The 24,015-nt window shown below is 36.5% G+C and carries 25 protein-coding genes, 2 tRNA genes and 1 pseudogene; 8 read left to right on the top strand and 20 right to left on the bottom strand.

All coding sequences use genetic code 11. The features are described from left to right. From HS1_RS13655 to HS1_RS07815, 11 genes are all read right to left on the bottom strand, one after another. The gene (locus tag HS1_RS13655) at window positions 1-567 is read right to left on the bottom strand and encodes a 4Fe-4S binding protein (protein ID WP_245669939.1); all 567 of its coding nucleotides are present in this window, start codon (window positions 565-567) and stop codon (window positions 1-3) included. Beyond that, on the bottom strand, window positions 543-3,053 hold the full coding sequence (locus HS1_RS07860) for an FAD-dependent oxidoreductase (RefSeq protein WP_245669938.1): 2,511 nt from the start codon (window positions 3,051-3,053) through the stop codon (window positions 543-545). The genes HS1_RS13655 and HS1_RS07860 overlap by 25 nt, the downstream gene beginning before the upstream one ends. Before the next feature lie 16 nt (window positions 3,054-3,069). Next, window positions 3,070-3,459, bottom strand: coding sequence for a 4Fe-4S dicluster domain-containing protein (locus HS1_RS07855; RefSeq protein WP_066063325.1), 390 nt, complete (start codon window positions 3,457-3,459; stop codon window positions 3,070-3,072). Further along, on the bottom strand, window positions 3,459-5,114 hold the full coding sequence (locus HS1_RS07850; protein ID WP_066063322.1) for an aldehyde ferredoxin oxidoreductase family protein: 1,656 nt from the start codon (window positions 5,112-5,114) through the stop codon (window positions 3,459-3,461). Before HS1_RS07850 ends, HS1_RS07855 begins: the two co-directional genes overlap by 1 nt. A 110-nt stretch (window positions 5,115-5,224) precedes the next feature. Further along, window positions 5,225-6,829 carry a glycosyltransferase family 4 protein gene (locus HS1_RS07845; RefSeq protein ID WP_172793662.1) on the bottom strand — a complete coding sequence of 535 codons (1,605 nt, stop codon included), beginning with the start codon at window positions 6,827-6,829 and terminating at the stop codon, window positions 5,225-5,227. 70 nt (window positions 6,830-6,899) lie between these two features. Continuing rightward, entirely contained in the window at window positions 6,900-7,235 is a 336-nt protein-coding gene (locus HS1_RS07840) for a hypothetical protein (RefSeq protein WP_066063316.1), read from the bottom strand. A 17-nt stretch (window positions 7,236-7,252) separates the two neighbouring features. Then, the gene (locus HS1_RS07835) at window positions 7,253-9,550 is read right to left on the bottom strand and encodes an AsmA family protein (protein WP_066063313.1); all 2,298 of its coding nucleotides are present in this window, start codon (window positions 9,548-9,550) and stop codon (window positions 7,253-7,255) included. Window positions 9,551-9,844: 294 nt separating this feature from the next. After that, entirely contained in the window at window positions 9,845-10,276 is a 432-nt protein-coding gene (locus HS1_RS07830; protein WP_066063308.1) for a dual specificity protein phosphatase family protein, read from the bottom strand. Between the two features lie 397 nt (window positions 10,277-10,673). Then, window positions 10,674-12,002, bottom strand: a complete 1,329-nt coding sequence (locus tag HS1_RS07825; protein WP_066063305.1) for a nucleotide sugar dehydrogenase — start codon at window positions 12,000-12,002, stop codon at window positions 10,674-10,676. Between the two features lie 11 nt (window positions 12,003-12,013). After that, window positions 12,014-12,925, bottom strand: coding sequence for a quinolinate synthase NadA (nadA, locus tag HS1_RS07820; RefSeq protein ID WP_066063299.1), 912 nt, complete (start codon window positions 12,923-12,925; stop codon window positions 12,014-12,016). A gap of 9 nt (window positions 12,926-12,934) precedes the next feature. Continuing rightward, window positions 12,935-13,756: an aspartate dehydrogenase gene (locus tag HS1_RS07815; RefSeq protein WP_066063297.1), complete on the bottom strand. Its 822-nt coding sequence runs from the start codon at window positions 13,754-13,756 to the stop codon at window positions 12,935-12,937. A 55-nt stretch (window positions 13,757-13,811) separates the two neighbouring features. Here HS1_RS07815 and HS1_RS07810 point away from each other — a divergent pair, with 55 nt between their 5' ends. Together HS1_RS07810 and HS1_RS07805 are read left to right on the top strand one after the other, a co-directional pair. Continuing rightward, window positions 13,812-14,819, top strand: coding sequence for a hypothetical protein (locus HS1_RS07810; protein WP_066063294.1), 1,008 nt, complete (start codon window positions 13,812-13,814; stop codon window positions 14,817-14,819). Between the two features lie 3 nt (window positions 14,820-14,822). Continuing rightward, window positions 14,823-15,743 (top strand): metal-dependent hydrolase, encoded by a 921-nt coding sequence (locus tag HS1_RS07805; protein WP_066063291.1) that lies wholly within the window; start codon window positions 14,823-14,825, stop codon window positions 15,741-15,743. Between the two features lie 430 nt (window positions 15,744-16,173). Here the strand turns inward: HS1_RS07805 and HS1_RS07800 are convergent, their stop codons facing one another. From HS1_RS07800 to panC, 3 genes are read right to left on the bottom strand one after another with little or no spacing between them, the layout of a single operon-like run. Continuing rightward, window positions 16,174-16,791: a DUF502 domain-containing protein gene (locus HS1_RS07800; RefSeq protein WP_082757720.1), complete on the bottom strand. Its 618-nt coding sequence runs from the start codon at window positions 16,789-16,791 to the stop codon at window positions 16,174-16,176. Then, the gene (panD, locus tag HS1_RS07795) at window positions 16,788-17,141 is read right to left on the bottom strand and encodes an aspartate 1-decarboxylase (protein WP_066063288.1); all 354 of its coding nucleotides are present in this window, start codon (window positions 17,139-17,141) and stop codon (window positions 16,788-16,790) included. Before panD ends, HS1_RS07800 begins: the two co-directional genes overlap by 4 nt. Continuing rightward, entirely contained in the window at window positions 17,138-17,980 is an 843-nt protein-coding gene (gene panC, locus HS1_RS07790; RefSeq protein ID WP_281178274.1) for a pantoate--beta-alanine ligase, read from the bottom strand. Before panC ends, panD begins: the two co-directional genes overlap by 4 nt. Before the next feature lie 157 nt (window positions 17,981-18,137). Between panC and HS1_RS07785 the strand changes: the two genes are divergently transcribed. Together HS1_RS07785 and HS1_RS07780 are read left to right on the top strand one after the other, a co-directional pair. Further along, window positions 18,138-18,641 carry a ribonuclease H-like YkuK family protein gene (locus HS1_RS07785; protein ID WP_066063283.1) on the top strand — a complete coding sequence of 168 codons (504 nt, stop codon included), beginning with the start codon at window positions 18,138-18,140 and terminating at the stop codon, window positions 18,639-18,641. A gap of 415 nt (window positions 18,642-19,056) precedes the next feature. After that, the gene (locus HS1_RS07780) at window positions 19,057-19,476 is read left to right on the top strand and encodes a hypothetical protein (protein WP_066063280.1); all 420 of its coding nucleotides are present in this window, start codon (window positions 19,057-19,059) and stop codon (window positions 19,474-19,476) included. A gap of 93 nt (window positions 19,477-19,569) precedes the next feature. On the opposite strand, the gene HS1_RS07775 is transcribed toward HS1_RS07780, so the two are convergent. The 4 genes from HS1_RS07775 to HS1_RS07755 form a co-directional block, all read right to left on the bottom strand. Beyond that, entirely contained in the window at window positions 19,570-20,346 is a 777-nt protein-coding gene (locus HS1_RS07775; protein WP_066063277.1) for a tetratricopeptide repeat protein, read from the bottom strand. Between the two features lie 153 nt (window positions 20,347-20,499). Beyond that, window positions 20,500-20,943, bottom strand: a complete 444-nt coding sequence (locus HS1_RS07770) for a hypothetical protein (RefSeq protein ID WP_066063274.1) — start codon at window positions 20,941-20,943, stop codon at window positions 20,500-20,502. 294 nt (window positions 20,944-21,237) lie between these two features. After that, a tRNA-Glu gene (locus HS1_RS07760) sits at window positions 21,238-21,315 on the bottom strand. Between the two features lie 2 nt (window positions 21,316-21,317). Then, window positions 21,318-21,393, bottom strand: a tRNA-Lys gene (locus HS1_RS07755). Window positions 21,394-21,515: 122 nt separating this feature from the next. Between HS1_RS07755 and HS1_RS07750 the strand changes: the two genes are divergently transcribed. The 4 genes and pseudogenes from HS1_RS07750 (at window position 21,516) to HS1_RS07740 (ending at window position 22,937) form a co-directional block, all read left to right on the top strand. Continuing rightward, complete coding sequence (locus HS1_RS07750; protein WP_066063269.1) at window positions 21,516-21,728, top strand: hypothetical protein; 213 nt, start codon at window positions 21,516-21,518, stop codon at window positions 21,726-21,728. Between the two features lie 167 nt (window positions 21,729-21,895). Next, window positions 21,896-22,393, top strand: coding sequence for a Mu transposase domain-containing protein (locus HS1_RS07745; RefSeq protein WP_245669937.1), 498 nt, complete (start codon window positions 21,896-21,898; stop codon window positions 22,391-22,393). Between the two features lie 107 nt (window positions 22,394-22,500). Next, window positions 22,501-22,677 (top strand): annotated as a pseudogene (locus HS1_RS12855) (ATP-binding protein); the annotation flags it as partial. Window positions 22,678-22,748: 71 nt separating this feature from the next. Next, the gene (locus tag HS1_RS07740; protein ID WP_066063263.1) at window positions 22,749-22,937 is read left to right on the top strand and encodes a hypothetical protein; all 189 of its coding nucleotides are present in this window, start codon (window positions 22,749-22,751) and stop codon (window positions 22,935-22,937) included. On the opposite strand, the gene HS1_RS07735 is transcribed toward HS1_RS07740, so the two are convergent. Then, complete coding sequence (locus tag HS1_RS07735; RefSeq protein ID WP_082757713.1) at window positions 22,921-23,361, bottom strand: GNAT family N-acetyltransferase; 441 nt, start codon at window positions 23,359-23,361, stop codon at window positions 22,921-22,923. The genes HS1_RS07740 and HS1_RS07735 overlap by 17 nt on opposite strands. 126 nt (window positions 23,362-23,487) lie before the next feature. Continuing rightward, window positions 23,488-23,979: a restriction endonuclease gene (locus HS1_RS07730; RefSeq protein WP_066063260.1), complete on the bottom strand. Its 492-nt coding sequence runs from the start codon at window positions 23,977-23,979 to the stop codon at window positions 23,488-23,490. Between the last annotated feature and the right edge of the window lie 36 nt (window positions 23,980-24,015).

Here is a 24,015-nt window from a genome sequence, read left to right as displayed (position 1 = left end):
TTAGCCAGATGAGAGCAATGCCGTCTCAATCATGGCTGACAAAATATCTAAATCGAAATTTTTTACCATAATACCACGTTTTGGACAGGTGGCCATACAACAACCACATCCTTTACATAAAGATTCATTGACTTCTACCATTTTTTTCACTTCACCTTGATACATATATTCAAAAAGCTTAATTGCCATAAAGGGACATACACCTACACAATAACCACAGCCATCACAGTTTTCCTCAAATACCTCTGCGATTATAGCCTCTCCTTGGAGCTTGGACTTAGACAAGATAGTTGCTGCCCGGCTGGCTGCTGCTTGTCCTTGAACAATGCTTTCAGGAATAAACTTAGGCCCATGGGCCAGGCCACACATAAACAACCCATCTGAGGAAAAATCCACAGGTCGTAATTTCATATGCGCCTCTAAGAAAAATTTATCCTGGGTCAAGGAGATTTTAAATATCTGTGCCAGTTTTTCGTTATCTGGATTAGGCACAATGGCTGCACTTAGCACCAAAAAGTCAGGATTAAGTTCTATATATTCTCCTAAACTTGGTTCATATACGCGCACCGTAATTTGTTCTCCTTCCACTGAAACTTGTGGAGAGTTTTTTTTTCAAAGCGAATAAATTTTACATTTTTTTCTCTGGCCTGAGCATAATAATCTTCCTTTAAACCGTAAGTGCGGACATCACGATAAAGAATATAGATATCTATTTCAGGATTAATTTCTTTTAGAGCCAAGGCATTTTCTATAGCCAAGGTGCAACAAGTGCGGGAACAATAGGGTCTTTCCTCGTTTCTAGAACCCACACATTGGATAAACACCACTTGTTTTTTATCCTTAAATTGTTCTTTATCTTGAGCTATTTTCTCCTTTAGTTCTAAAGAAGTAAAAATATTAGGATGCTTACCATAATCATAAAAACCATGAGGTTTAAATTCTTGGGCACCAGTGGCCATAATCACTATTCCATGTCTAATTTCTCTCTCTTCATTGGTAGTCCGGTTACGAATTTTAGTGATAAAATTACCTATAAAACCTTCTGTTTTTAATACTTCAGTATTTAAGTATAATTTTATCCTTTCTTCCTTTTCAACTTGAGAAATCAATGTTTTAAGAAATGTCTTTACATCTTTCCCTTCAATGGTTTTGGGAATCCGTTTAGCTACTCCACCTAATTGGTTTGTCTTTTCCAAAAGATGGACCTCAAAACCCTGTTTGGCCAATTCTAAGGCCGCAGTCATCCCAGAAATCCCACCCCCTATAACTAAGGCAGATTGAGTAACAGAATATTGCCGGGGTTGCAAAGGTTTGAGCCTAACTGCCCTAGCGACAGCCATTCTTATTGCTGCTTGAGCCTTAAGCATGGCTACCTTAACTGCCCGACTGTGAACCCAGGCATTATGCTCACGAATATTAGCCATTTCTACCAGATAAGGATTTAAACCTGCTTCTGCGGCCACTTCTTGAAACAAGGGTAAATGAGAGCGGGGAGTGCAAGCCGCTATTACCAAACGATTAAGACCTTGCTCTATAACAGCTTTTTTTATCAATTCTTGAGCATCAGTAGCACAGGCATATAGCACATTTTGGGCATAAACTACATTGGGCAATTTTTTACTATATTCAACTAATTGAGGCACATTGAGGACTCCCCCAATATTTGTTCCACAATGACAAATAAATACCCCTATCTTGGGTTCTTCTTCAGAGACATCTCTTTCTGGCATCATTTCCTTTGTTTTAGTGAGAGAAAAACGTGACTCTGCTAATAAAGACTCTGCTGCCGCGGCCGCGCCACTGGCGTCCATAACTGCTTCTGGAATGTCCTTAGGGGCACTAGCCATCCCACACACATAAATGCCAGGTCTGCTAGTTTCTATAGGAGTAAATGGATTTGTTTGACAAAAATGATAATGGTTTAATTCAATCCCCAATGTTTGAGCCAGTTCTTCCATCTCCACAGAAGCACTTACTCCTACAGATAACACTACTAAATCAAATTCTGCTTCTGTCTTCTGTCCTTCTTCATTTAGATAAGAAATTATCAGGTTTTTGTTTTGGGGATTTTCCTTAATGGTGGATATATGACTTTTAATATAATTTATGCCGTATTGCTCCTCTGCCCTTTGGTAGTAGCGTTCATAACCCTTTCCAAAAGCACGAATATCAATATAAAAGATGGTAGCGTCCAAATCCTTTATATGCTCCTTGGCTAATATGGCTTCTTTGGTAGCATACATACAACACACAGAAGAACAATAACCCCTATTTAATCTCCTATCCCTAGAACCTACACATTGAATCCAGGCAATTTTTTTAGGAGGTTGATTATCAGAAGGTCTCTGGATATGACCAAAATAGGGACCACTAGCAGAAATCAAACGTTCAAATTCTAAAGAAGTAATCACATTGGCAAAAACCCCATACCCAAACTCACCTTTTAATCTAGCGTCAAAGACTTCATATCCAGAGGCAATTATTATTGCACCTACTTCTAGTTCTAGCTCAGATGGTCTTTGTTTAAAATTTATGGCTTCATAGTTACAGGCTAAGAAGCAGATCTGACACATCTGATCCGTGAGATAGAGACAGGCATCGGGTTCTATCATTGGAATAGCTGGAATTGCTTGAGTAAAGGGAAGATGAATACACTTGGTGTAAGAATAACCTTGATTGTATTTATCTGGGACTAAAGTTGGACAATACTGAATACAAAGACCACAGTTAGTGCATTTAATTTCATCTATATAACGAGGTGTTTTGTGAATAACCACCTTAAAATGCCCAGGGACGCCAGAAATGGACCTTATTTGGGCCAAGGTAATAATATCAATATTCACATTGCGTGCACATTCAGAAAGTTTGGGAGAAAGAATACACATAGCACAATCATTGGTAGGGAAGGTCTTATCCAACTGAGCCATTTTCCCTGCAATAGATGGTCCTTTTTCTACTAAGTAGACTTTAAATCCATTTTCGGCTAAATCGAGAGCCGCCTGGATACCAGCAATGCCTGCTCCTATCACCATAACACTTCCTACTGAAGGCATGTAGCTTTCTACCTCCCTAATAATAAGACGGAATTTCTATTAATTTTAAAGCACCACTAGGGCACCATCTTACACAAGAAGGCCCTGGAGCATCAATACCGCAGAAGTCACATTGAAAAGAGGTGGTAGTCACTGGGTCTTTAAAAATATCCTTATGAGGACAAGAGGCTCGGCATATATCGCAAAAATCATAAACCTTGTCACCAATTATCAAGTCTACTTTGATATTACATGCAGCATCTGTATAAGGACCTGAAATTACAGGAAAAAATCTGCCTTTTTCCTTCAAAACCCTAATACGTGCCTTTTTAGGATTTAAGGCAGTAGTAAGATGATTCAAGGAGCAGGCTAGCTCACAATACCTACAACCGGTGCATTTGTTATGGTCTATCTGAATTCTATACATTATTGCCACCCTCTTAACTGATGATAATCTTTTAGAAGGTTTGAAAAATTGGGAAAAAGCCATCTTTTAGGCAAATTGTCTTCTTCAATGCCTGCCTTTTGATTAAATTCATGTTCTAATTGATAAATACTTTCACCTATTTTCAGTAGGTCTTCCTGGGTTAAGGTTATTCCACTAACTCCCTCAAGCATGGAAGCCATAGTATCCAAAGAAAGGCCTGCTAATCCATGAGGACAAATGCCCAAAGCCTCTAAAACGGCAATTTTATCTTGAAGTGTTTTCACCTGCGAAACTATGTCTCCCCTAACTTTAGTAATGCCTTGAGAAAACACAAACCCATTTAGATGAGTGGCCCCGCAACTAGAAGTAGCATATTGGAGTCCCAAAGGCCAATAACTCTGGGCATCAAAAGCAGCACTTCTGCCCTTTACCCCTATGAATAAATCAGGCTTATCCAAATATTGACAAACACCAAACGCCCCTTTTCCTAAAATAGGTTCTTTTTCTTTCACTATAGAGGTTAAAATATCTAAAAAGGCCTCCTTATTTCCGAACTGGAGTTTTATCTTTAATTCTTCTTTTTCTAAAAGTCCTCTTTCTTTCAAAGACATTAAACAAGCTAAAGTAAGACCCGTTTCTACTGGGTCTAAGCCCATTTTAATACATATATCATAGGCAGTGATAATCGTTTTTAGGTCATAAATTCCACTCAAAGGGCCCAAGGCCCAAAGGGCATCTATATCAGGCAAAAACTCTCCGTTTTCTTTGGTCTTTAAGCAACTAACAGGGCAAGCAAAGCAACCCCTATTTCTTTGCCAATAAGATTTAATGTGGGCCAAAGAGATGGGATGAGCAGGTTTTCTAAAATAAAAACCAGATAAAATCCCATTATTTAAAAACTCCTCAAGGATTACATAGCTAGATAATTCAGAAAAGGCCTTTAAAGAGCTACTTTGATAAAACTCATTAATGGAGTTTACCACTGCCTTCAAAAATAGTTTTGGGTCGTGAATCAGGATATCTTTGGTGCCTCTTACTACGATGGCCTTTAAGTTTTTACTCCCAAAAACTGCCCCAATCCCTACACTGTTTGGGACTAACATCCCATCGGTTACCAAGGCAGCCAAAGGAAGTAATTTTTCCCCTGCCGGTCCAATGGATATTATTCTGATTTCTCTGGCCTCCCAAGGGTCATTTATCGTAGAGCGGATTAGGGCTTCTGTCTGGTCAGTATTCATCTCACTTAAATATTTTGCTGGCAGTAATTGAGCTTTTTGGTCTTTGATAAAGAGATAACTAGGCTCTTGGGCCCTTCCCTCAATGATAATGCCATCATAACCACTGGCCTTTAGCTCAGCTCCAAAATAAAGTTTTGCTTGGGCACTTATAATGGTCTTTGTCAAACTAGACTTGGTAACAATATTACAAATAGAACCACAGCTTGCACCTGTTCCGGTTAGAGGCCCAGTAGCCATCACAATCTTATTTTCAGGACTTAGAGGAGTAATCTCAGGAGAGACTTCTGCAGAAAAAATCTTTACTCCTAGACCGCGCCCTCCTAAAAAATTTAAATAAACCTCAGTATCTGCTTCCTCTAGATTTGTTTCTGCCTTGCTTAAGTCAACCCTTAAGAATTTTCCTTGATAACCAAACATGCGTTGGACTCCATTGATTAAAAAATAAAGCCATTTTATAACAACAAAGTTTCTATCCTGTCAAGTTTGCTGTGGGTTTCAACCAGGATAACTTTTAAAGAAATGGGTAATTAGAACAGGCCTCTAATTCCTGTAATAAATAAAACAATTAAGGTAGATACACTCAATGCATTCCATTTCCCAAATTTATGGCTTAAGATAAGCTCAACCCCCCAAAAAAAGACCATAGTCTCTGCCAGAAATATACTTAAATTATCCATAGCTATTTGCTTTCTCGGAAGGTGAGATATCAAAAGAATAATAAAAATCATAAAAATTATAAGATAATCTAAGGGAGTCATTTGAAAATATTCTGGCTCGCTAAATTTTACACAGATGGCTATTAAAACCATCAATAATGAAAATATTATTATTTGGAGATAATACATGTTTATTTGAAACCAGATGATTTTTTCTTTATTTACTAGATAAATAAGAAATATACCTGCAATATACAGATTCAAACGGATAAAAAAGCGGAGCCAAACCTCCCTTTTAGTAGTGTAAACTACCAAAATTATAGTCAACAGGAGTAAAGAAATAATACCCATATCTTTAGGAATTTGTCTAGGTATCAAGGACAAGAACAAAAGCAAAATAGGTATTATAAAGGATATAATCTTAAATACTCCTTTATTGATTTTATCTTTGGTACTACTGCTCAAAGTGGCAAAAGCCAAGTCTTTATCCATATTTACTGACCTTCTGAGAACCCAATGAGTTCTTTCTGCTATATAGAAAAAACATAATACTATCAAACAAAACAATAAATACCCCCCAAATAGAAATCCCTCAGGGTAATAGCGAAATATCAGGGCAAAGGTGATAAGTAAACACTGAAGAAAATATATAATAATGACTGCTTCTTTATGGCTAAACCCTATTCTTAGGAGTTTATGGTGAAAGTGATTTTTATCAGCTATAAAAATAGGCCTACCCTGAGAAAATCTTTCTAGCATTACAGCCAAGGTATCCAGAATGGGAAATCCTAAAATAATAACAGGAAGGACATGACTTAAGGGATTGGTTTCCTTTTGTGTCAGTGCCAGAGAAAGCCAGCCAGCAGAAAAACCCAAAAATTGGCTTCCTGTATCACCCATAAAGATGGTGGCTGGATAGGTATTAAATCTTAAAAAGCCCAAAATGGCTCCTATAATGGCCAGAGATGAGATAAAAATGGGCATCTCTCCACTAATATAAGCTAAATAGGCGATACAGCCAAAGCTAAGTAAGCTAATGCCTGCAGCTAGACCATCTAGTCCATCTGCCAGATTTATGGCATTTGTGGCTCCTACTATAAACACTACAGTTAATGGAAGTGCTATCCACAATGGGAGTATTAAATTCAGCTCCCCTAAGCTACCCAGTTGGGTTACATAAATTCTACTTAAAAAAATAGCCACAAAGGTTGCCACAAATTGCCCTATGAATTTCTCCCTATATCTGAGCTCATAAAAATCATCTAGGAGTCCCAAAACAACGATAATCACTAACCCACTCACTAAACCCTTTATTTCTGCTACAAAATCTGTCCAAATAATTATAGGAAACAGTGTCCCAGTAGCAATGGCCAAACCTCCTAACTTGGGCATGGGTAAAGTATGAACTTTCCTAGGTCCTGGTTCATCCACTATGTGTTTTCTAAGTGCTAGTTTAGTTAAAATTGGAATCAACACTAGGGTAATGAAAAGAGAAACAAAAAATGTGCTAAAATAAACCATTTTAATGGTTAAACTACCAACTAGCCTATTCTCCTAATACTATCAAACACACATAGAGTAATATCCCAATAAGTGAAATACATATACCTATAAGATACCACCAGTGGACAAAGGGAACTGCTTCTGGAGTGCCATAAGGAGCGCATAAAAAAGACCAGGCAAGAGCAAAAACTAAAGTTCCCAGACAGATAGCCAACAAACGGTAAAGTCTGAGGATCAGAAGAATAAATATACCTAACAAAAGGATTATATCAAATAGGGGATTTTTAAGCAAAGGAATAATACTAAACTTGAATTGCCCCACATTAGTAAGATATTCTGAGATCTTCTCCCAGTGGGTCTTTAGCCATTCTTGGAGCATTGTTATTCCCTCCTATCTCAAAAAAGCAAATCTTTTAGAGGCGTTTTTTCAATTTGTTTTTCCAGAACCTTTTCTAAATTCTTCTGGGCTTCTTCTTTTACTTTTTCCCCAATAGCTTTTGTATTTAATGCTATTTTAGGTGCGTTAAACTTTCCTTTAATCAGCAAAGGCACGAAATAATATCCCTCTTCATTTCTAGGTACAATTTTAAATATCTGTTTTGCCTTGGAGTTTTGGACTAAATTAGCATTCAGAGTTATATCACTCTGTAAATCTAGTTTTCCTGTAACTGTAGAACTTCCTTGTAAAAAAAACCCATAATCTCTTTCCTTCATCTTCCCCTTTATGTTTATCTTTCCATTCTCTACTTCTAAATTGCTTTTAAATTCCTTGAATTTAGGATTAGTCAATGCTTTTATATCCAAAAATTCAGCTACTTTCTGCAAAAGAGGATTGCCTCTAAGTTCTCCGTTAGCGAAAGAAGCATTTATCCAGCCATTAAGATATTTTTCCAAACTAGGTGCAGTTATGCCTTTGCCCTTAATCTTTGTAATTAAGCTTCCTTTACCTCTTAATTCGCCTACTGAAGGAGATAAGAGGCTCTGAGTAAAATTATTTATATCTATTTTATCTAAATTCAAATCCAAGTCATAAATAAAACCCCTTTTACTCAAATCTAGTTTTATCTTTCCCTTTATTGTTCCTCCCTTCTGAAATTGGCCATAAATGGGTTTTAAGACTAAAACATTATCCTTAAAGTTATAAGTAGTGGTAAATTTGGACACAATTATTTTTTTGTAAGATAAATCAGAAATTTTTATCTGACCACTAGCAACAAAAGGAAGATTTAATGGTGCTGGCTCTTTATCCTGTTTTTTACTCTGATTTTTATTATTAACAACTTCAGATGTGTTTAACTTTTTAGGGAAGCTTAAACTCAACCACTCTTCTAATTTTAATTTATTAAACTCTGCATTTAAAGTAACTATTGGTTTATCAAAAAAGTGTTTGACCTTCCCATTTAATTTGAAGTAAGTATTACCTATTTTCCCTGACAAAGGAATCGTAAAAATGGCATCTTGCTTTTGAAAAGAAAGTTTACCCTTAACAGATGAGATAGAAGGCATATCTTTTAGCTTTAGGGAAACATCTTGTAAAGAAACATCACCATTGAGTTCCAAACTAGTCAATTGATAAGGATTACCTTGAACAGCCAAATTAGCACTGATTTGCCCCTTTTTTACTTTAATTGTTTCAGTCTCAGTAGTTAATTTAATTAAAGGTTTTAATGATTGCAGGGGAATATCAAACTTTAATTTCATTTCTTTTTTACCAATAAAACCTGCCGTATCTAGAGAAAAGCCATTTAGCAAGCTATGCACTTTATTTAAAACTACTTTTTGTTGACTACCATTCCACAAGAGGTCAAATTTACTGTCTATATTCAAGTTCTCATAATCCCTTTTTTGAGAAATAAAGGAGACATTTTTGGCCTCTAATATCCCTTTTGCCTGAGCATTGTTTATCCCTTCAGTTTTCAAATCAACCTTTAAACCTGCCTTTCCTCTCAAATCATTTAACTTCCCAGGAGGTAAAACAGGAAGTAAAGATGACAAATCAGAGGCAAAGGCCTTAGTTTTAAGGTCTGTTTTAAGAGTAGCCAAATTAACTTTTCCCTCTATTGTCACAGAGACTTCGTTAAGGAGACAGCTAAGCTCAATAGGGAAAGAATGAGTAAGGGAAATATCCCTGGCTACAAAATCTGTCTTTTTTAAAGTAATACTTGTTGCCTGTTTTAAGTCCCTAAAAACTGCAGTTCCATCTTTTACTTTTACCTCAGAGATAAAAAGGGCAAAGGCCATACCTGCCTTTTCATCCTTTTTGGAAGGAGAAGGTGCTAGCGCCTTTTTCTTTTTAAATTGAGAAACAATATCTTCAAAATTAAATCTCCCTTGTATATTTTTTATGATTTCAATCTGGGGACTTTCTAAAATTAGCTTACCTATCTCTATTTTTTTTCTAAAAAGCGGCCAAAATCTATATCTTAGAATAAGTTTCTCACAAGAAATAAATTGCTCTATAGGAAAACCAGTGGCCTCTTTTACCGAAAATTCCTTTACCTCCAGCCCTTTAAAGAGATTGAAACGAATTTCCTTTATTTCTACTTCACGCCCTAAGGCTGCTGTTAATCTGGGAACCACCAAGGCCTTAAGCCTCTGTGGAGTGAAATAAATAGAAAAAAAGATATAAATGCCTACTAAGATAACAATAAAAACAATAACAACAATTGCTAAACGTTTAATCCATTTCTGCATTTCAAAAAATTATAGCATATTATCAGGTCTTTTCCCAGAACTTTTAAAAGCTTTCTAAAAAGAAAGGTAAGGTAAGCTCCTCAAAACCGTAACATTATAAAAATCATTTTTAAGGGTTGCGGTCAAAAAAACTGACCGCAACCATACAAATATTAGGGCTGGAGCTGTCAAGGAGTGCTCGCCCGCCCGCCTGCCTGTCGGCAGACACGGCCGTCGGGCAGGCATTCCGCAGCTCGCTGCGCTCCTCCTTGCCTGTCCCCGCCTGCCGTCGGGCAGGGGCAGACAGGAATGTTTTTAAAGATTAACGCCTAAATTCTGGGGAATGTTCAAGCCTAATAACAATTTTGTTTCTTCAATAGTTCTCAATAGATTGGGAAGAATAGAAATATTAGGCTTTCTTTTTGCCACATATTCTATTGCTTCACCAAAACCATAATTAAGAAAACAGCAAAGATGGCCTATTACCACCGAAGGAGAACGTCCAATCCCAGCATTGCAAAAGACCATGATAATGTGCTTACTAATGTGTTTTTGAATCCATTTGACCGCCTCCAGCATCTGGCTTGGAGGAATAGGTTGCATATCAATAATAGGAACTTTATGATAAACAAGACTTGTTTTTAAATCCATTTCCTTTGCCACGTTTAATAGAGCCGTAATCTTAGAAGATGGCCTTAAAGCCTCTCCGAAACTTCCTATAGCTAAGTGGTTTAAAATAAACCTCAATTTGCTACTCTTTTTCTATTTTGAATTTAATTTCTTAAGATTTCTATACCATAAAACTTTTCAGAAAACAAAAACTAAAATTTGTTGAACTAATAAATAAATGGAATTATAAACCTTCTTCCTGAGAAGCCACTTTCAGAAATAAAAGGTGTATTTAAAGGAATGGATATTACAACTCTAACTCCGCAAAGTTTTAGGAAATAAGTTTAATCCCAAAATCCTTTCTATCTTTTTTACCTCAAGGGGCTCACCCCTCTCTCGCCTCTGGTCTTTAAGAATGTCTCCTGATTTATTCCCTAAAAATTTTTCTAAAATCGGTAAGGCCTTGGTATAAATAGTTATATATTGTTTGTAATGCCTAAACCAATAGCAATTTTCTCCAATATCTAAAGGTTATTCATGCCTTAATAACCTTTCTTCTGTTTGGGTGTTTAATGGCATTTCTGGTATCAATAATGAGATTAGCATTTTCTAAAATCCATTGATAATCATAGCTACTATGGTTAGTAACTATAATAATTAAATCCATCTCCTTAAGAAGTTTTTTAGTTAATGGCTTAGAGGTTAATCCAAAATCATATTTTCTAGTTTTCTTAAGTTTAGGTATATAAGGATCATTATAAAAGATTCTAGCTCCTCTTTTTTTAAGCAAATCTATAATGACATATGCCGGTGATTCTCTATCATCGTCTACGTCCTTTTTATAAGCTACTCCTAAAATCAATATCTTAGAACCTTTAAGTGCCTTTCCACGGTCATTCAATGCATCTATAGCCTTTTGCAATACAAAATAAGGCATGGAGGTATTTATTTCGCCAGCAAGTTCTATAAATTTTGTATTTAGGCCATATTCCTTTGCCGCCCATGAAAGATAAAATGGGTCAATCGGAATACAATGGCCTCCAAGCCCTGGCCCTGGATAGAATGGTTGAAAACCAAATGGTTTTGTCTTTGCTGCTTCAATTATTTCCCAAATATCTATACCCATCCTATCAAAAAGTATCTTAAGCTCATTTACAAGAGCAATGTTCACAGACCTATAGATATTTTCCAAAAGTTTTGTTGCTTCTGCAACCTCAGGAGAAGACACAGGAATTGGTTTTTCTACAATAGAAGAATAAAGGCAAACTCCCACCTCTAGACATTTTTTTGTTATACCACCTACGACCTTAGGTATGTTTTTCACATTGTATATTTTATTTCCAGGATCCTCCCTTTCAGGGGAGTAAATAAGATAAAAATCCTTACCCACCTGTAGACCGTTTGCCTCAAACAATGGAAGAAGTAGTTTCCTTGTGGTTCCAGGATAAGTTGTAGATTCAAGGGAGATAAGCTGACCAACTCTCATGTTTCTAGCTATATCTCTGGAGGTCCTTTCTACATATTGCATATCTGGCTCTCTTTTATTTGTCAGAGGAGTAGGGACACAGATAAGAATAACATCCATTTCTCTCAGCCTGTTCATGTTCGTAGTTGCTATTAAGCAATTTTGAAGACCAGTGATTAAAGAAGAAGAAATGTGCTTAATATACGATTCACCTTTATTTAGCCTTTCTACCTTTTCCTTGTCTATGTCAAAACCAGTAACAGAAAAACCTGCTTCAGCAAATCGGATAGCCAAAGGAAGTCCCACATATCCAAGGCCTATAATACCTATCTTAGCTTTTTTATTTTGAATTAATTTTCTCAATTCACCAACCCCTTTCGCCTGATGCCAATTTACCATTTTTAATTAATTTACTTCACAATCTCAACCATTTTTTCCAGGCTTTGCTGAGCTGCTTTCACCACTTTTTCTGATAAATTTACTTCATATCTTTCTTCTTTGAGTGCCATATAGACCTTTTCTAAAGTTATAGCCTTCATGGCCGTGCAAATTGCTTCTGGATTGGCAGGGATAAACTCCTTTTTTGGATTTTCCTTTTTTAAACGATGAATAAGTCCAATTTCTGTGCCTACTATAAATGTCTTTGCATCAGTTTGCTCCACAAAATGGCCCATTTGAGAAGTGCTACCTACAAAATCGGCCATCTGGATGGCCTCCATAGGACATTCAGGATGTATCATTAAAATAGCTTCAGGATGCATGGCCTTAAGTTTCAATAAATCTTCTTTCTCAAACAGGACATGAACCGGGCAATAACCATGAGAAGGCACAGGAATAATTTCTTTGCCTGTTTCTTTAGCCACATAAGCCGCTAAATGGCTATCTGGACCAAATAATATCTTTTTTTCAGGCATCTTTTCTACAATTTTAACGGCATTAGCTGAAGTGCAACAGACATCACAAAGGGCCTTTGCCTCTCCTAAAGTATTTACATAAAGCACAGAAGGCACTCCAGGATGTCTCTGTTGCCAGAATTTTAAATAATCAGGGGGTAACATTTGCGCCATGGGACACAAGGCAGCTTTACTGGGAATAAGCACTTTTTTATCAGGATTAAGGATTACCGCTGATTGGGCCATAAAATCAACCCCACAAAATACAATCATCCGCGCTCGGGTTTGGTGAGCCTTGCGACAAAGTTCTATACTATCACCCATAAAATCAGCAATATCTTGAATTTCTGGTTTTTGATAATTATGTGCCAAAATGATGGCCTGTTTTTCTTTTTTTAATCGAATAATTTCTTCTTGTAGTTTATTCATTTTTCTCTCCTAGGTCCCAATAACCACTTCTGCTGATATATTTTCTAGGGTTTTGATGGCAGAAAGGGCTGCCAGATAACTAGTCCTGGGACTATCTGGACAGGGTAAATTTTTTGTCAAACATATCATTTGGCCAAACTTGCCTTTTACTTTGATTTCATGTTGATTGGTATGAATATTAGGGTCAGCAATAATTTTCACCTTGGTCTTCTTTTTCCCAATCCCAGCCAAGCTTAAAACAGCAGCTACATTAACATTTGCTGGGAAATACTTTACTGCCTCTTCGGCTGGGCCTTTATAAATCATTTGGGCTTTAGTAATATTTTCTAAATCAATTTCTCTTTCTTCAATATAAGGTGCGCCTTTAAGTCCTGCTGGAGGTTTTCTGGTAGTAAGCACCACCTCATCCAGACCTGCTAAGGCAGCAGCTTTAATGCCATCTATACCCACTACTGCCCCTGAAGGGAGATAGATTCTGCGGTGTTTTTTTTGAGCAATGGTCTTTAATCTTTCAAAGAGGTTGTCTTCTAATAAAGCACCAATACTCATAATCATTAAATCTTTTTCCCTAGATAAAATTTTTTCTCCATATTCTTTGACCGCTTCCTGAGAGGCAGCCTCAATGGCTATGTCTAAAGATTGGACTAAAAATGCTGAAAAATCAGGGGCAATTATAGGAGAGGAGTGTAAGCGTTCTTTTAATGCCCTTGCCTTCTCAAAAGAAATATCAAAAATTACCTTAAGCACAAATTTTTCTTGCAGACGTTCTTCAATGGCCTTTGCTAAAATAGTTCCTATTGCTCCACAGCCGATTAACCCTAATTTTATCATTTCTCCCTTCTAAAAATGTTGCCATTTTAGCCTTTCTCTATCTATAATGCAAGGTATGCAACTTACCTTTTGGCCCCGCTATCCTGATTTGGATTTAGAGTATTTTGACCATTTGTTACAAAAAAATGCCCAGGAGTTGATTTTTACCAGAAAAATAGCAGAAACTGTAAGTAAGATTACCTCAAGTCCTGTGCTTACCTTGCATAATGCTACTATGGGAGCCCCCTCTGGTTGGGGTATTTTTGATTTTAAAACTCAACTAGGTGAAATTTATCCTGTATGGAAAGAAAAAGTAAATGCCCTTTGGTTGGAGTTAACTCCAAAACTAAGAGAAAAAACTTTGCCTATAATCAATATCTGGCTTAAAAGAATGATAAGGACGACCTCTTTAAAGGCTCGTTATTCCCAGGAAAAACAACGTCTTTCTATTTTTCTCCCTTTATTAATAGCTATTTTGAAAACTAGTGAGTTTTTTCTCCAAAGTAGTGCTTCCTTTTTGGTGATTCCTTACATTGATAAATTTATACGTTCTAGTTTTGGAGATAAAGATATTGATTATTTCAGGGAATTTTTGAAGTTTGTCCTCTTTTTTGCCCCAAAAACTATTGTTTTATGCATTGATGAAACTACCCATCCTCGAGGCCCCACTTTAAAACTGGCTATTTCTGCCTTAAATAAAGAAAAAAAATGGATAAAGGGCTTAGGGGTATATGGAACAGGAGAAATTGTCACTGCTGAAGCTATTACTAAATTAATCTCAAAATATCAGATTTTTGTGCTCTCTGCCTATCAAGGTAAAAGCCGGCCTTATGGATGGTATAAAATCAGGACTTATTGCCCTCAAGGGTATCATCCTGCTTGGCGAGATGGTCTGGCAGGACTTTTTAGTGGCACTCAGGTGGGATTTTTGACCCAGGATGAAAACAAAGAACAGGTGCAAACAGAGAAAGGAAAAATATTATTAGGCACCTATTTTCGCCTTAAGTTAAAAGAATACAGTCTTACCCCTTTATCAGGTGAGCCCTTTTGGTGTTTTTATGAAACATTGGGAAATTTAGGGTAAAATATGGAGCCCATTACTCATTTTCTTACTGGTTATCATTTGTCTAATCTATGGCCCTCTTCTTTAAAATATTCTCGTCGGGCTGTAATTTTAGGTGCTTTATTTCCAGATATTGACCACATTTTGATTATTCTCCATAAGGAGTATTATCTGTTATATCACAGGACTTTTACTCATTCCATTCTTACTGCTCCCTTGTTTGCTTTTTTTCTGGCTTTTATATTCAAAATGAAACATAAAAATGGCGTTTTTTCATCCTATTTTTTCTTGGTTTTAATAGGTATTTTAAGCCATCTAGCACTGGATTTAGTTGTTCCTTATGGTATTAAATTGTTTTATCCATTTGGCCAATGGAGTTATCTGAGTTGGTCTTATGTAATAGACATAGTAATATTAGGATTGTTGATTTTTCCTTTGCTTTTCCAAAAACTTAAGGATTTTCAGGCCCAAAAAACTTCTTTAATCAGCTTAATTTTAGTCTTATCCTTTCTTTTGTTCCGAGGGTATCTACATAATCAAACACTCAACCACTTTCATCAACTTTATCCCACTAGCCTAAAAATAGGAATAATGCCTACACCATTTAGCCCTTTTAAATGGAAAGTCATTGTAGAAAAGCAAAATGCCTACCAATACTTTGAATTCGGTTGGTTTAAAAAACAAAAATTACACCCAAAAGTATTTTTAAAAAATCAAGAGATAACGCCTCCAATAAACACTTTGCCCTTGGTAAAAACATTTCTAAACTGGGCTCAATTCCCCTGGGTGCAAAAGGAAAGTAATGCCGTTTTTTATCTGAGAGACCTGCGTTTTTATCATCCTCAGCGGTTTCTATTAACAGTCCGTTTGGTATTAAATAAGGGTAAAATTAAAGAAGAGTTTGTGTTGACAGAACCATGTCTTGCAAGCATAAATTCTAGGTGAAAATAAAATTTGTTAATAAATAACCAGAACTTGTAAAAAATTACCATAAAAGCTTTCTAAAAAGAAAGGTAAGGTGAGCTCCTCAAAACCGGAATAACTTTAAAAGAAAAAGCCGTAAAGAGTAAAGCGTTAAAAGTAAAGTGTTAAAAAACTCCTTACGCCTCACGCTTTACGCATATGAATCAGACAGACCAGTTTAATGTCAAATGTGGAGACTAAACCCCTAATTTTGATTTTCTTATTCCACTTATTGAACGCCAAAAATCCTTAATTCATCCCTGCCTGTCGGCAGACAGGCCTGCTTGCCGCCTGCCTGTCGGCAGACAGGGCAGGCAGGGATGTTTTTAAAGATTAACTTCTAAATTTTGGGGAATGTCCAATAAAAGTTATCATTTGGAGTTTATTTTTTTATCATATTTTTATTTTCCTTCTATGGTCTCTTTTCGGGTGTAGCCATGCCTCCAGAAATGATTAATTTGAAGGCATCTTCTACACTCATATCTAAAAATTTTATTTCATCTTCTGGAACTAAAAGATAAAAACCAGAAGTGGGATTAGGAGTAGTAGGAACAAATATATTTAATACTCGCTTTTTGGTCTTTTTTTGGATTTCACCTTCTCCTATCCCCGTAGTAAATGCCAGGGTAAATATTCCTTTCCTGGGATATTCTATGAGAACCACCCGTTTGAAGTCTTTTTCCTTCTTAGCGAATATAGCTTCTCCTAGTTGTTTGATGGCTACATAAATGGTGCGAATAAAAGGGATTTTGTTTACTATATTCTCCCAGAATTCTATGAGTTTAGAACCAATATAATTTCGGGCCAAAAAGCCCACGATAAAGATAATGATAACTGCAAAAAAAAGGCGAAATCCAGGAATATTAAAAGGGATGTATGTTTGGGGGTCATATTTAGGAGGTAAAACGCCCAGGATACGGTCTACTACTCGCACCAGCAAAAAAACTATATAAAAAGTAATAGAGATAGGTAAAATAATTAGAATACCAGCTACTAGATTTTTCTTGATAGCATTTTTGAGCCTTTTCAATCTTTTATCCGCACTATAGAATTTTTTTCATCCACAAAGATTAACTTAGGTCTATAGCCCTTTACTTCTGTTTCTTCCATTAGGGTATAAGAGGCAATAATGATAAAATCCCCTTCTTGACCTTTTCTAGCCGCTGCTCCATTAAGACCAATCTCTCCGTTTCCTCCAGGGATAACATAAGTAGAAAATCTTTCCCCATTGCTAATATTATAGACATGCACCATTTCATAAGGAAGCAAGTCAGCCACTTTCATTAAAGCATTGTCAATGGTAATACTTCCTTCGTATTCAAGGTTGCTCTCAGTCACACATGCCCGATGGATTTTTGATTTTAACATAAATCGCATCATTTTACACCTAAAATAGTATTATCTATTAATCTAGCCTTTCCTACTTTCACTGCTAAGGCCAGAAGTGCCCTTTCTTTAATTTCTTCTAAATCTTCTAAAGTTTCAGGATGACACAGTTTTACATAGTCTATTTTAGTATAAGGATGTTTTTGAATAAATGTTGAGACTGCTTTAATAATGTTTTTTGCCTTTCTCTCCCCTTTATTCACCATCTCTTGGGCGATATTCAAACTTTTGTAAAGACTCAAGGCTGAAGGTCTTTGCTCACTGGTTAAATAGACATTGCGGGAACTCATGGCTAAACCATCTGTCTCACGCACAATAGGGCAACCAATAATTTTAATAGGATAATTTAAGTCTCTTACCATACGCTTTATGACTATATATTGTTGATAGTCTTTCAATCCAAAAATGGCTATATGTGGCCTAATAATATTAAATAATTTAGCCACTACGGTAGTTACTCCCTTAAAGTGGCCAGGGCGTGAAACACCACATAAATATTTTGTTAATTGAGTTACTTTTACATAAGTTTGGTAGCCCTCAGGATACATTTCTTTCTCTTCAGGGACAAAAAGGACATCTGTTCCTTCTTTTTCTGCTAGAGAAGCGTCTCTTTGTAAATTACGGGGGTAGGCTGCCAGGTCTTCTTTAGGGCCAAATTGGATAGGATTAACAAACAAACTTACCACCAACACATCTCCCTGTTTTTTCCCCTCGCCCATAAGACTTAAATGGCCTTGGTGGAAATAACCCATAGTGGGAACAAAGGCAATAATTTTCCCTGCTTGATGCCATTTTTGAGAGAGCGCAGCCATTTTTTCTATTTCTTTAACCATTTCCATAAATAAAAACACCTTCTGGACCTAAGACCAGAAGGTTTCTTCCTGGTCTCGGTCCTTAGAGGATCCAAGCCATTAACAAAGCTAACATACATCTGTTTTCTAGTCAAGGAACTTGACAGTTGGAGGGAATAGGCACATAATATGTCAAAAAATGGCTTCTAAAACAAAAATAGAAATTAAAGATATTTTTTTTAGTCCTACTAAAGGTGCTCTTTGTCTAGAAGACATAGTCAATTTTATTGCACAAAAGGTAAGCAATGGAGGAAATGGGTATCTTCTTATTGTGGGTACTGATTCTAAAAGGCATATGGAATATTTGACTTATGTAACCGTAATTATCCTCTATCGGATTGGTAAGGGAGGGGTTTATTTTTACCAACGTCATAAAAGTGAAGTAGGCCGTTACAGCTTGCAGGCAGCCATTTATCATGAGACTGCTTTAAGTCTAGCTACTGCTGCTAAAATAGATGATTTATTAAAAAAACAGGGAGTGACTGGTTTGGGAATAGAGGTTCATTCTGATATAGGCAATCACGGGAAGACAAAGGAACTTATTCAAGAAGTAGTTTCTTGGATTAATGCCTCTGGCTATGCTGCTCAAATTAAACCTGAGAGTTTTGGTGCCAGTAAAGTAGCAGATAAATACACCGATTAAAATCCCAAGGTAGACATTTAGGGTAGTTTTTGTTTCAGGTCAATGTTTCTAAATAAACGTTAACACGTCAGAACGTTAAAACGTTCACACGTTATCCTCAAATCGGGTCAGCTAAAGCAGTGAGTTAGACACAAGTGAGTTAGTGAATTAGTTGCTGGCTAACCATTTTGTTCAACATCTTTAGTACTTCCCTACACAAGACCCAAAATCCGCGATTGATTTTTGGACAAAGGTATTTTTAACAAGGAAAAAGGGTAATCTTTCAAAATCGCTTTATTTTACCACACCTGCCTGTTCGGCAGGCAGGCTTGCGGGGTTTCTTGTAGGACAAACACGGATTTCGGGGGGAATTTTTACTTTGACTTATAGGTCTTTTTATGTTATTTTTCCTCAAACAATAAAGGGGGATAGTAAAATGTTGAAAAGGAAAGTCTTAAGTTTTATTGTCTTTTTTGTAATGGTTGCGTTTTTATGTACGGCTTGGGGTGGGGATTTTATAAAAAGAAATCAGTGTAAAAGGTTCAAAGGCGGAAATGAAATTAGTCAATTTTTGAAACTAGATCTAAAAACTGCTAAAAGAACCAAAGTTCGCATTTTTGTTACTAAAGGAACCGAGATTTTGGAAAGTCATCGGTTGGTATTGGGACCTACTGGAGTATGTGAAGGCAAACACAGAGGTTCTACCTCATGGGGATATATATTACCTTCAGGAACTCAAGGGAAAGATTTAGAAATAGTTGTTTTTGTGGAAGATGTGTATGAAAATGGAGCACCTATTTCTTTTCAAGTAAAATCGGTATCCACAAAAACCATCTCAGGATTTGGTGGTATATAAGTTAATTCCCCTCGGGCTATCCATCCGGGGGGATATAATGTTTTTTAGAATTAATAGAATTAAATATTTAAAGTTGCGGTTGAGAGATTATTTTCACTTGGATATGATTTTGCGAAAATCGGGGTCATCCTGATATTCAGCAAAATCAGGATCCAATTTTGCACTTACTTTATTCCCTATGTCTTCTTTAATTGCTACTTCTAATTCTTTTAACATATTTTTTTTATCTCCAAGCGTTGCAAATGCACAGGCACGCGTGTACTTATTTTCTATATGAGGTAAAATCTCTTGAATGATTCTCTCGCTTTCCTTTTTCTTACCTAATTTTTTTAAAGCTATACCCTTATTTATTATAACTACATAAGCTTTGGGTTGTATTTGTAATACTTTTTCTATGTCTGAAAGTGCTTTTTCCCATTTGCCAGTAATTAGAAAGGCATTTGATCTACTGGTAAGAACTGTGGCTTGTGCTTTTGTTTCCCTGCCTGTGTATTTAAGTGCCTTGTTAAAACTTGCAATAGCCTCTTCTAATTTATGGAGATAGACCAAAGAGAGACCTTTTAACCAATAACCTCTGAAATCACTTGGGGCTTGAGTTATCAGTTTTTGGGACATTTCAAGGGCCTTTTCATAATCCTCTGTATATAAGTAGGAAATAGCCATTCTTTCCACAGTATTTAAATCATAAGAATTTTGGGATACTGCTTTCTCATAATAAATTAAAGCATTTCTATAATTATTACCCTCATATTCCATGTCCCCCAAAATATAAAAAGGAATTAGATTGTTCTTTTTGCCCAACAAATAATTCCCATATTTACTAACTAAATATTGTTGATTAATATAAACAAACCGAAGTTTCTTATCCATATTGTTCAGATTATAATAATATTCGCTATTCTCATTGGAGAATCTATTAGAATTCACAGTTTCACCATGCTTTGTTGCTAACGTTGATTCAATCATAAAGATTATTGTTAGAATTGTTAGCAAACTTCTCTTTTTCAATCTATTTACCTCTTTTTAAAGGTCAATTTCTGTAATTTTTTCTCTTCTTCCATTACAATTCACACAATAATCAAAGTAAGTTTTTTCTATATTCACAACATTCTTGGGGAGATGATATCCCAACATACATGCTTGTCGTAATGAATTCCTAATTTGATCCACAATACTCAGAGGCATGCTTTTAATTCCAGCTAATATAAGCTCCTGTTCTATCATGGATAGTGCTATAACCTCAGTTATTCCCTTTATTTTCAAATCGTGACAACCTTTCACCGTGGTAGCAAAAACTCTACAAAATTCTTTCTTAAATTGTTTTTTAGAATCTTTATTAATTGATAGGATAGCATTTAGTAGTCCCTCATTATGAACGTTTTTCTGTTCTTCAATTGTGCCTGTATTAACTCCTAGAATGAAAAAATAAGAGCATAAAAAGAATAAAGAAAAAAATTTTTTTAACATTTAGTTCACTCCTTTCAATTTTGTGTTTCTTATCTTCAGTAAAATCACTTGATACTCCTACTTTATTTCCATCTAAGTTATAATCTTTAGCGAGAAATGTGCCAAAAATAATTTCTAGATATTTTAAACAGAATATTCCTGTAATAACCGTTTTTGGAGTTAGGGAGTAACACCAGATGAGGGAAAAATAAGCATATTTATTGACAATATTTGTTAGCAACTTGACGAATTTCGTCAATAAAAATGAAAAGGCCTCCCTCCAAGCAAGAAGGAGACCTTTTTATCATTCATATTTGGCGTCCCCAAGGGGATTTGAACCCCTGTTGCCGGCGTGAAAGGCCGGTGTCCTGGACCGGGCTAGACGATGGGGACATTGGTGGGCCGTGCAGGATTCGAACCTGCGACTCTCGGCTTAAAAGGCCGATACTCTGCCAACTGAGTTAACGGCCCACAAATCAAAATTAACATGCTTAATATTCACTGTCAAGACAACATCAGATAAATGTCAGGCTGTGGTTATTAATTCCCACTTAAAATTGACCCCCTCCAAGAAAAGATAGAGGTCCTCCATCATGGATTTTATGATGGAGGAGAAAGGAGATGATTTCTATGGAGGCGTGGGTAACTATCAGGTATTTAAGGGCAAAGGGAAGATCTATAAAGGGCATTGTCGGGAGTTAGGTATTTCTAAAAACACCGTAAAGAGGGCTTTAAGGGCAAATAAACCACCTCACTATCAAAGACCTCCAAGAGATAATCCTCAGTTAGTTAAACTTAAGGAGTAAATTGAAGAGATGCTTTTTGAATTGGTGGTGTACCAAAAGAGATACTAGTAGATAATGGGGCTCAGTTTGTAATTTCAAGGGTGGGGCATATAAAATATATAATAAAGTGGGATCCTCGTTTTCTTGAGTTTTGCGGTCATTATAGAATAAAGCCCGTTGCTTGTAAGGTGAAAAGACCTAAGACAAAGGGTAAAGTAGAAAGGCCATTTCATCTTCTTGAGCAGTTTTTTATAAAAGGAAGGGAATTTGAAAGCTTTGAAGAATTTATTAAAAAGCTTCATGAGTATGAAAGAGAGCTTGATTATGTTACTCATTCTACCATAAGCCTTAGACCCATTGATAGATTTTTAAAAGAAAGCTCATTTCTCATTTCCTTACCAGAGACTCCTTTTATAAGCACAAAGGAGATATTTAGGAAGGTAACCTCTGATTGTCTTATCTCTTATGATGGCAATAGATATAGTGTTCCCTGGCCTTATGCAGGAAAGCATGTGTGGATAAGGGTATCTCAGGGCAGATATCTTAAAGTATTTTCTCAAAAAGGGGTGCTTATTGGTACTCATACTATAAGTAAAAACAAAGGGATGAGTATTATCAATCAAAAACATTATAAAGGTTTAAGAAAGAGGCTCCCCAGGACAAAGAAGCTACTTGGGGTATTTTAGAAAAAGAAGGAGAACTAGAGGAACAAAGGCCTACCTTTACTTTAAGGCCGCTACCTAGACTTAAGATAAAAAGGGAATTGGGTTTTTATAATCAATTTCTTTAAAGGAGGGGGTCTATTATAATCAGCTCAAACAAACCTTTTGAAGAATGGGGAGAAATATTTTGTGATGATGTAATTGCCTCAGCGATACTTGACAGGCTTTTGCATCATAGTCATATTATTGCCATTAATGGCCCTAGCTATAGAACAAAGGAGAAAATGGGAGCTACGAGTAATAACTAAGGGGGGGCAAAATTAAGTGGGAAAGGGGGTCAATTTTCAACGGGAATTAACAACACCTCCTCTAACTCCCTGTGTATCTCCTGACTTGGCTTTTATCCTTGGCTTATTTTTCAGAAAATATAAAAACAGCTATGATAAAATACAAAAAATTTGTAAGCCCTCAGGCAGGAACAAATACACTCACAGAGATAGAAAATAAACTTGCAGAATCAAATGAATTAAGAAAGGAAATAGATGAGATTATTAAGTGTAAATTGTAGGTTTAACCCCAAATTCCTCATTTTCTGAAAGTGCCTGAAATCCTACCTTTGAATAAAAGGATGGGTCTCCATATGTGACAACAATACTTACAGAGCGTTTCTTGAGTTCATCAAGTCCATAATTTATTAGTGCCTGTCCGATGCCTTTTCTCTGATGTTCAGTGCTTACTGCAACCGGGGCGAGCATGTAAACCTTAATGGGGTCGTTAAACTTAAGACGAGTAAAGAAAACAGAGCTTATGAGTGATTCATTTTCATAGACACCAAAACAGATTATTTCTTCATTATCAATGTTTGACGCCAACGCTGAAGAAAGTTTGCCAATCAATTTTCCTTCCTTTTCTCCCTTAGATGAAGTGAATACCGAGGTGAAAAGCTCTGTTATTTCTTTTTGGCTTTCATTGCCAAGAATTTGGCAATTCATACTTCACCTTTCAAAATTTCTAAGCTTATCGTTTAAAAAACATAACGCCGGGCATCAGGCGCGGCTGAAAGCGGGAGCGCAGCGGACGCTGTAAGCCGTTGTCTGCACGCCTTGGTTGGACAGTATTCAGTATGATCTTTTGTTCCCGTCCCTGTCGATAATGACAACACTCATGTGATCCAAAATAGTCACTCGTTCAGTAATCCCAACAAAGAGCTTGTTGAAAAAACTGATGGCAAAGTTCTCTGGGGTTGAATCTGGTCCTAACCGAACGTGGACGATATGGTTGGCTTCGGCTACTTTTTTCGCTCCCTCTTGCAGTGGTAACGGCGATACGATTATGCCACCCGATGCACCGGTATCAATAATTCGGTATGCAAGCCCACCAACTGCTTCCTGATTGAGTCGTTTGGATCGGTGTTGCCGGCACTCAACAAGCATAATTGCGCTGTTGTTACCCTCGGACACACCTTTCGCATCAATTTCCCAAGACGTTCCACTACTGCCAGCGATTTTCTGTTTAGGGTCAACTCGCTCAAGACCAAATTCTTGCCGAAAATGGTTGAGAAAATAGCGCGCCACGTCTTCGTAACTTTTCCATGACTGCTTGTTACTCACAGAACTCCTCCAACACAACTTCTAAGATCTCTAACG

It is taken from the genome of Candidatus Desulfofervidus auxilii, from assembly GCF_001577525.1.
GTDB classification, from domain to species: Bacteria; Desulfobacterota; Desulfofervidia; order Desulfofervidales; family Desulfofervidaceae; genus Desulfofervidus; species Desulfofervidus auxilii.
The sequence above is the reverse complement of the archived record's forward strand: the minus strand, read 5'-3'. Positions and strand labels throughout refer to the sequence as shown.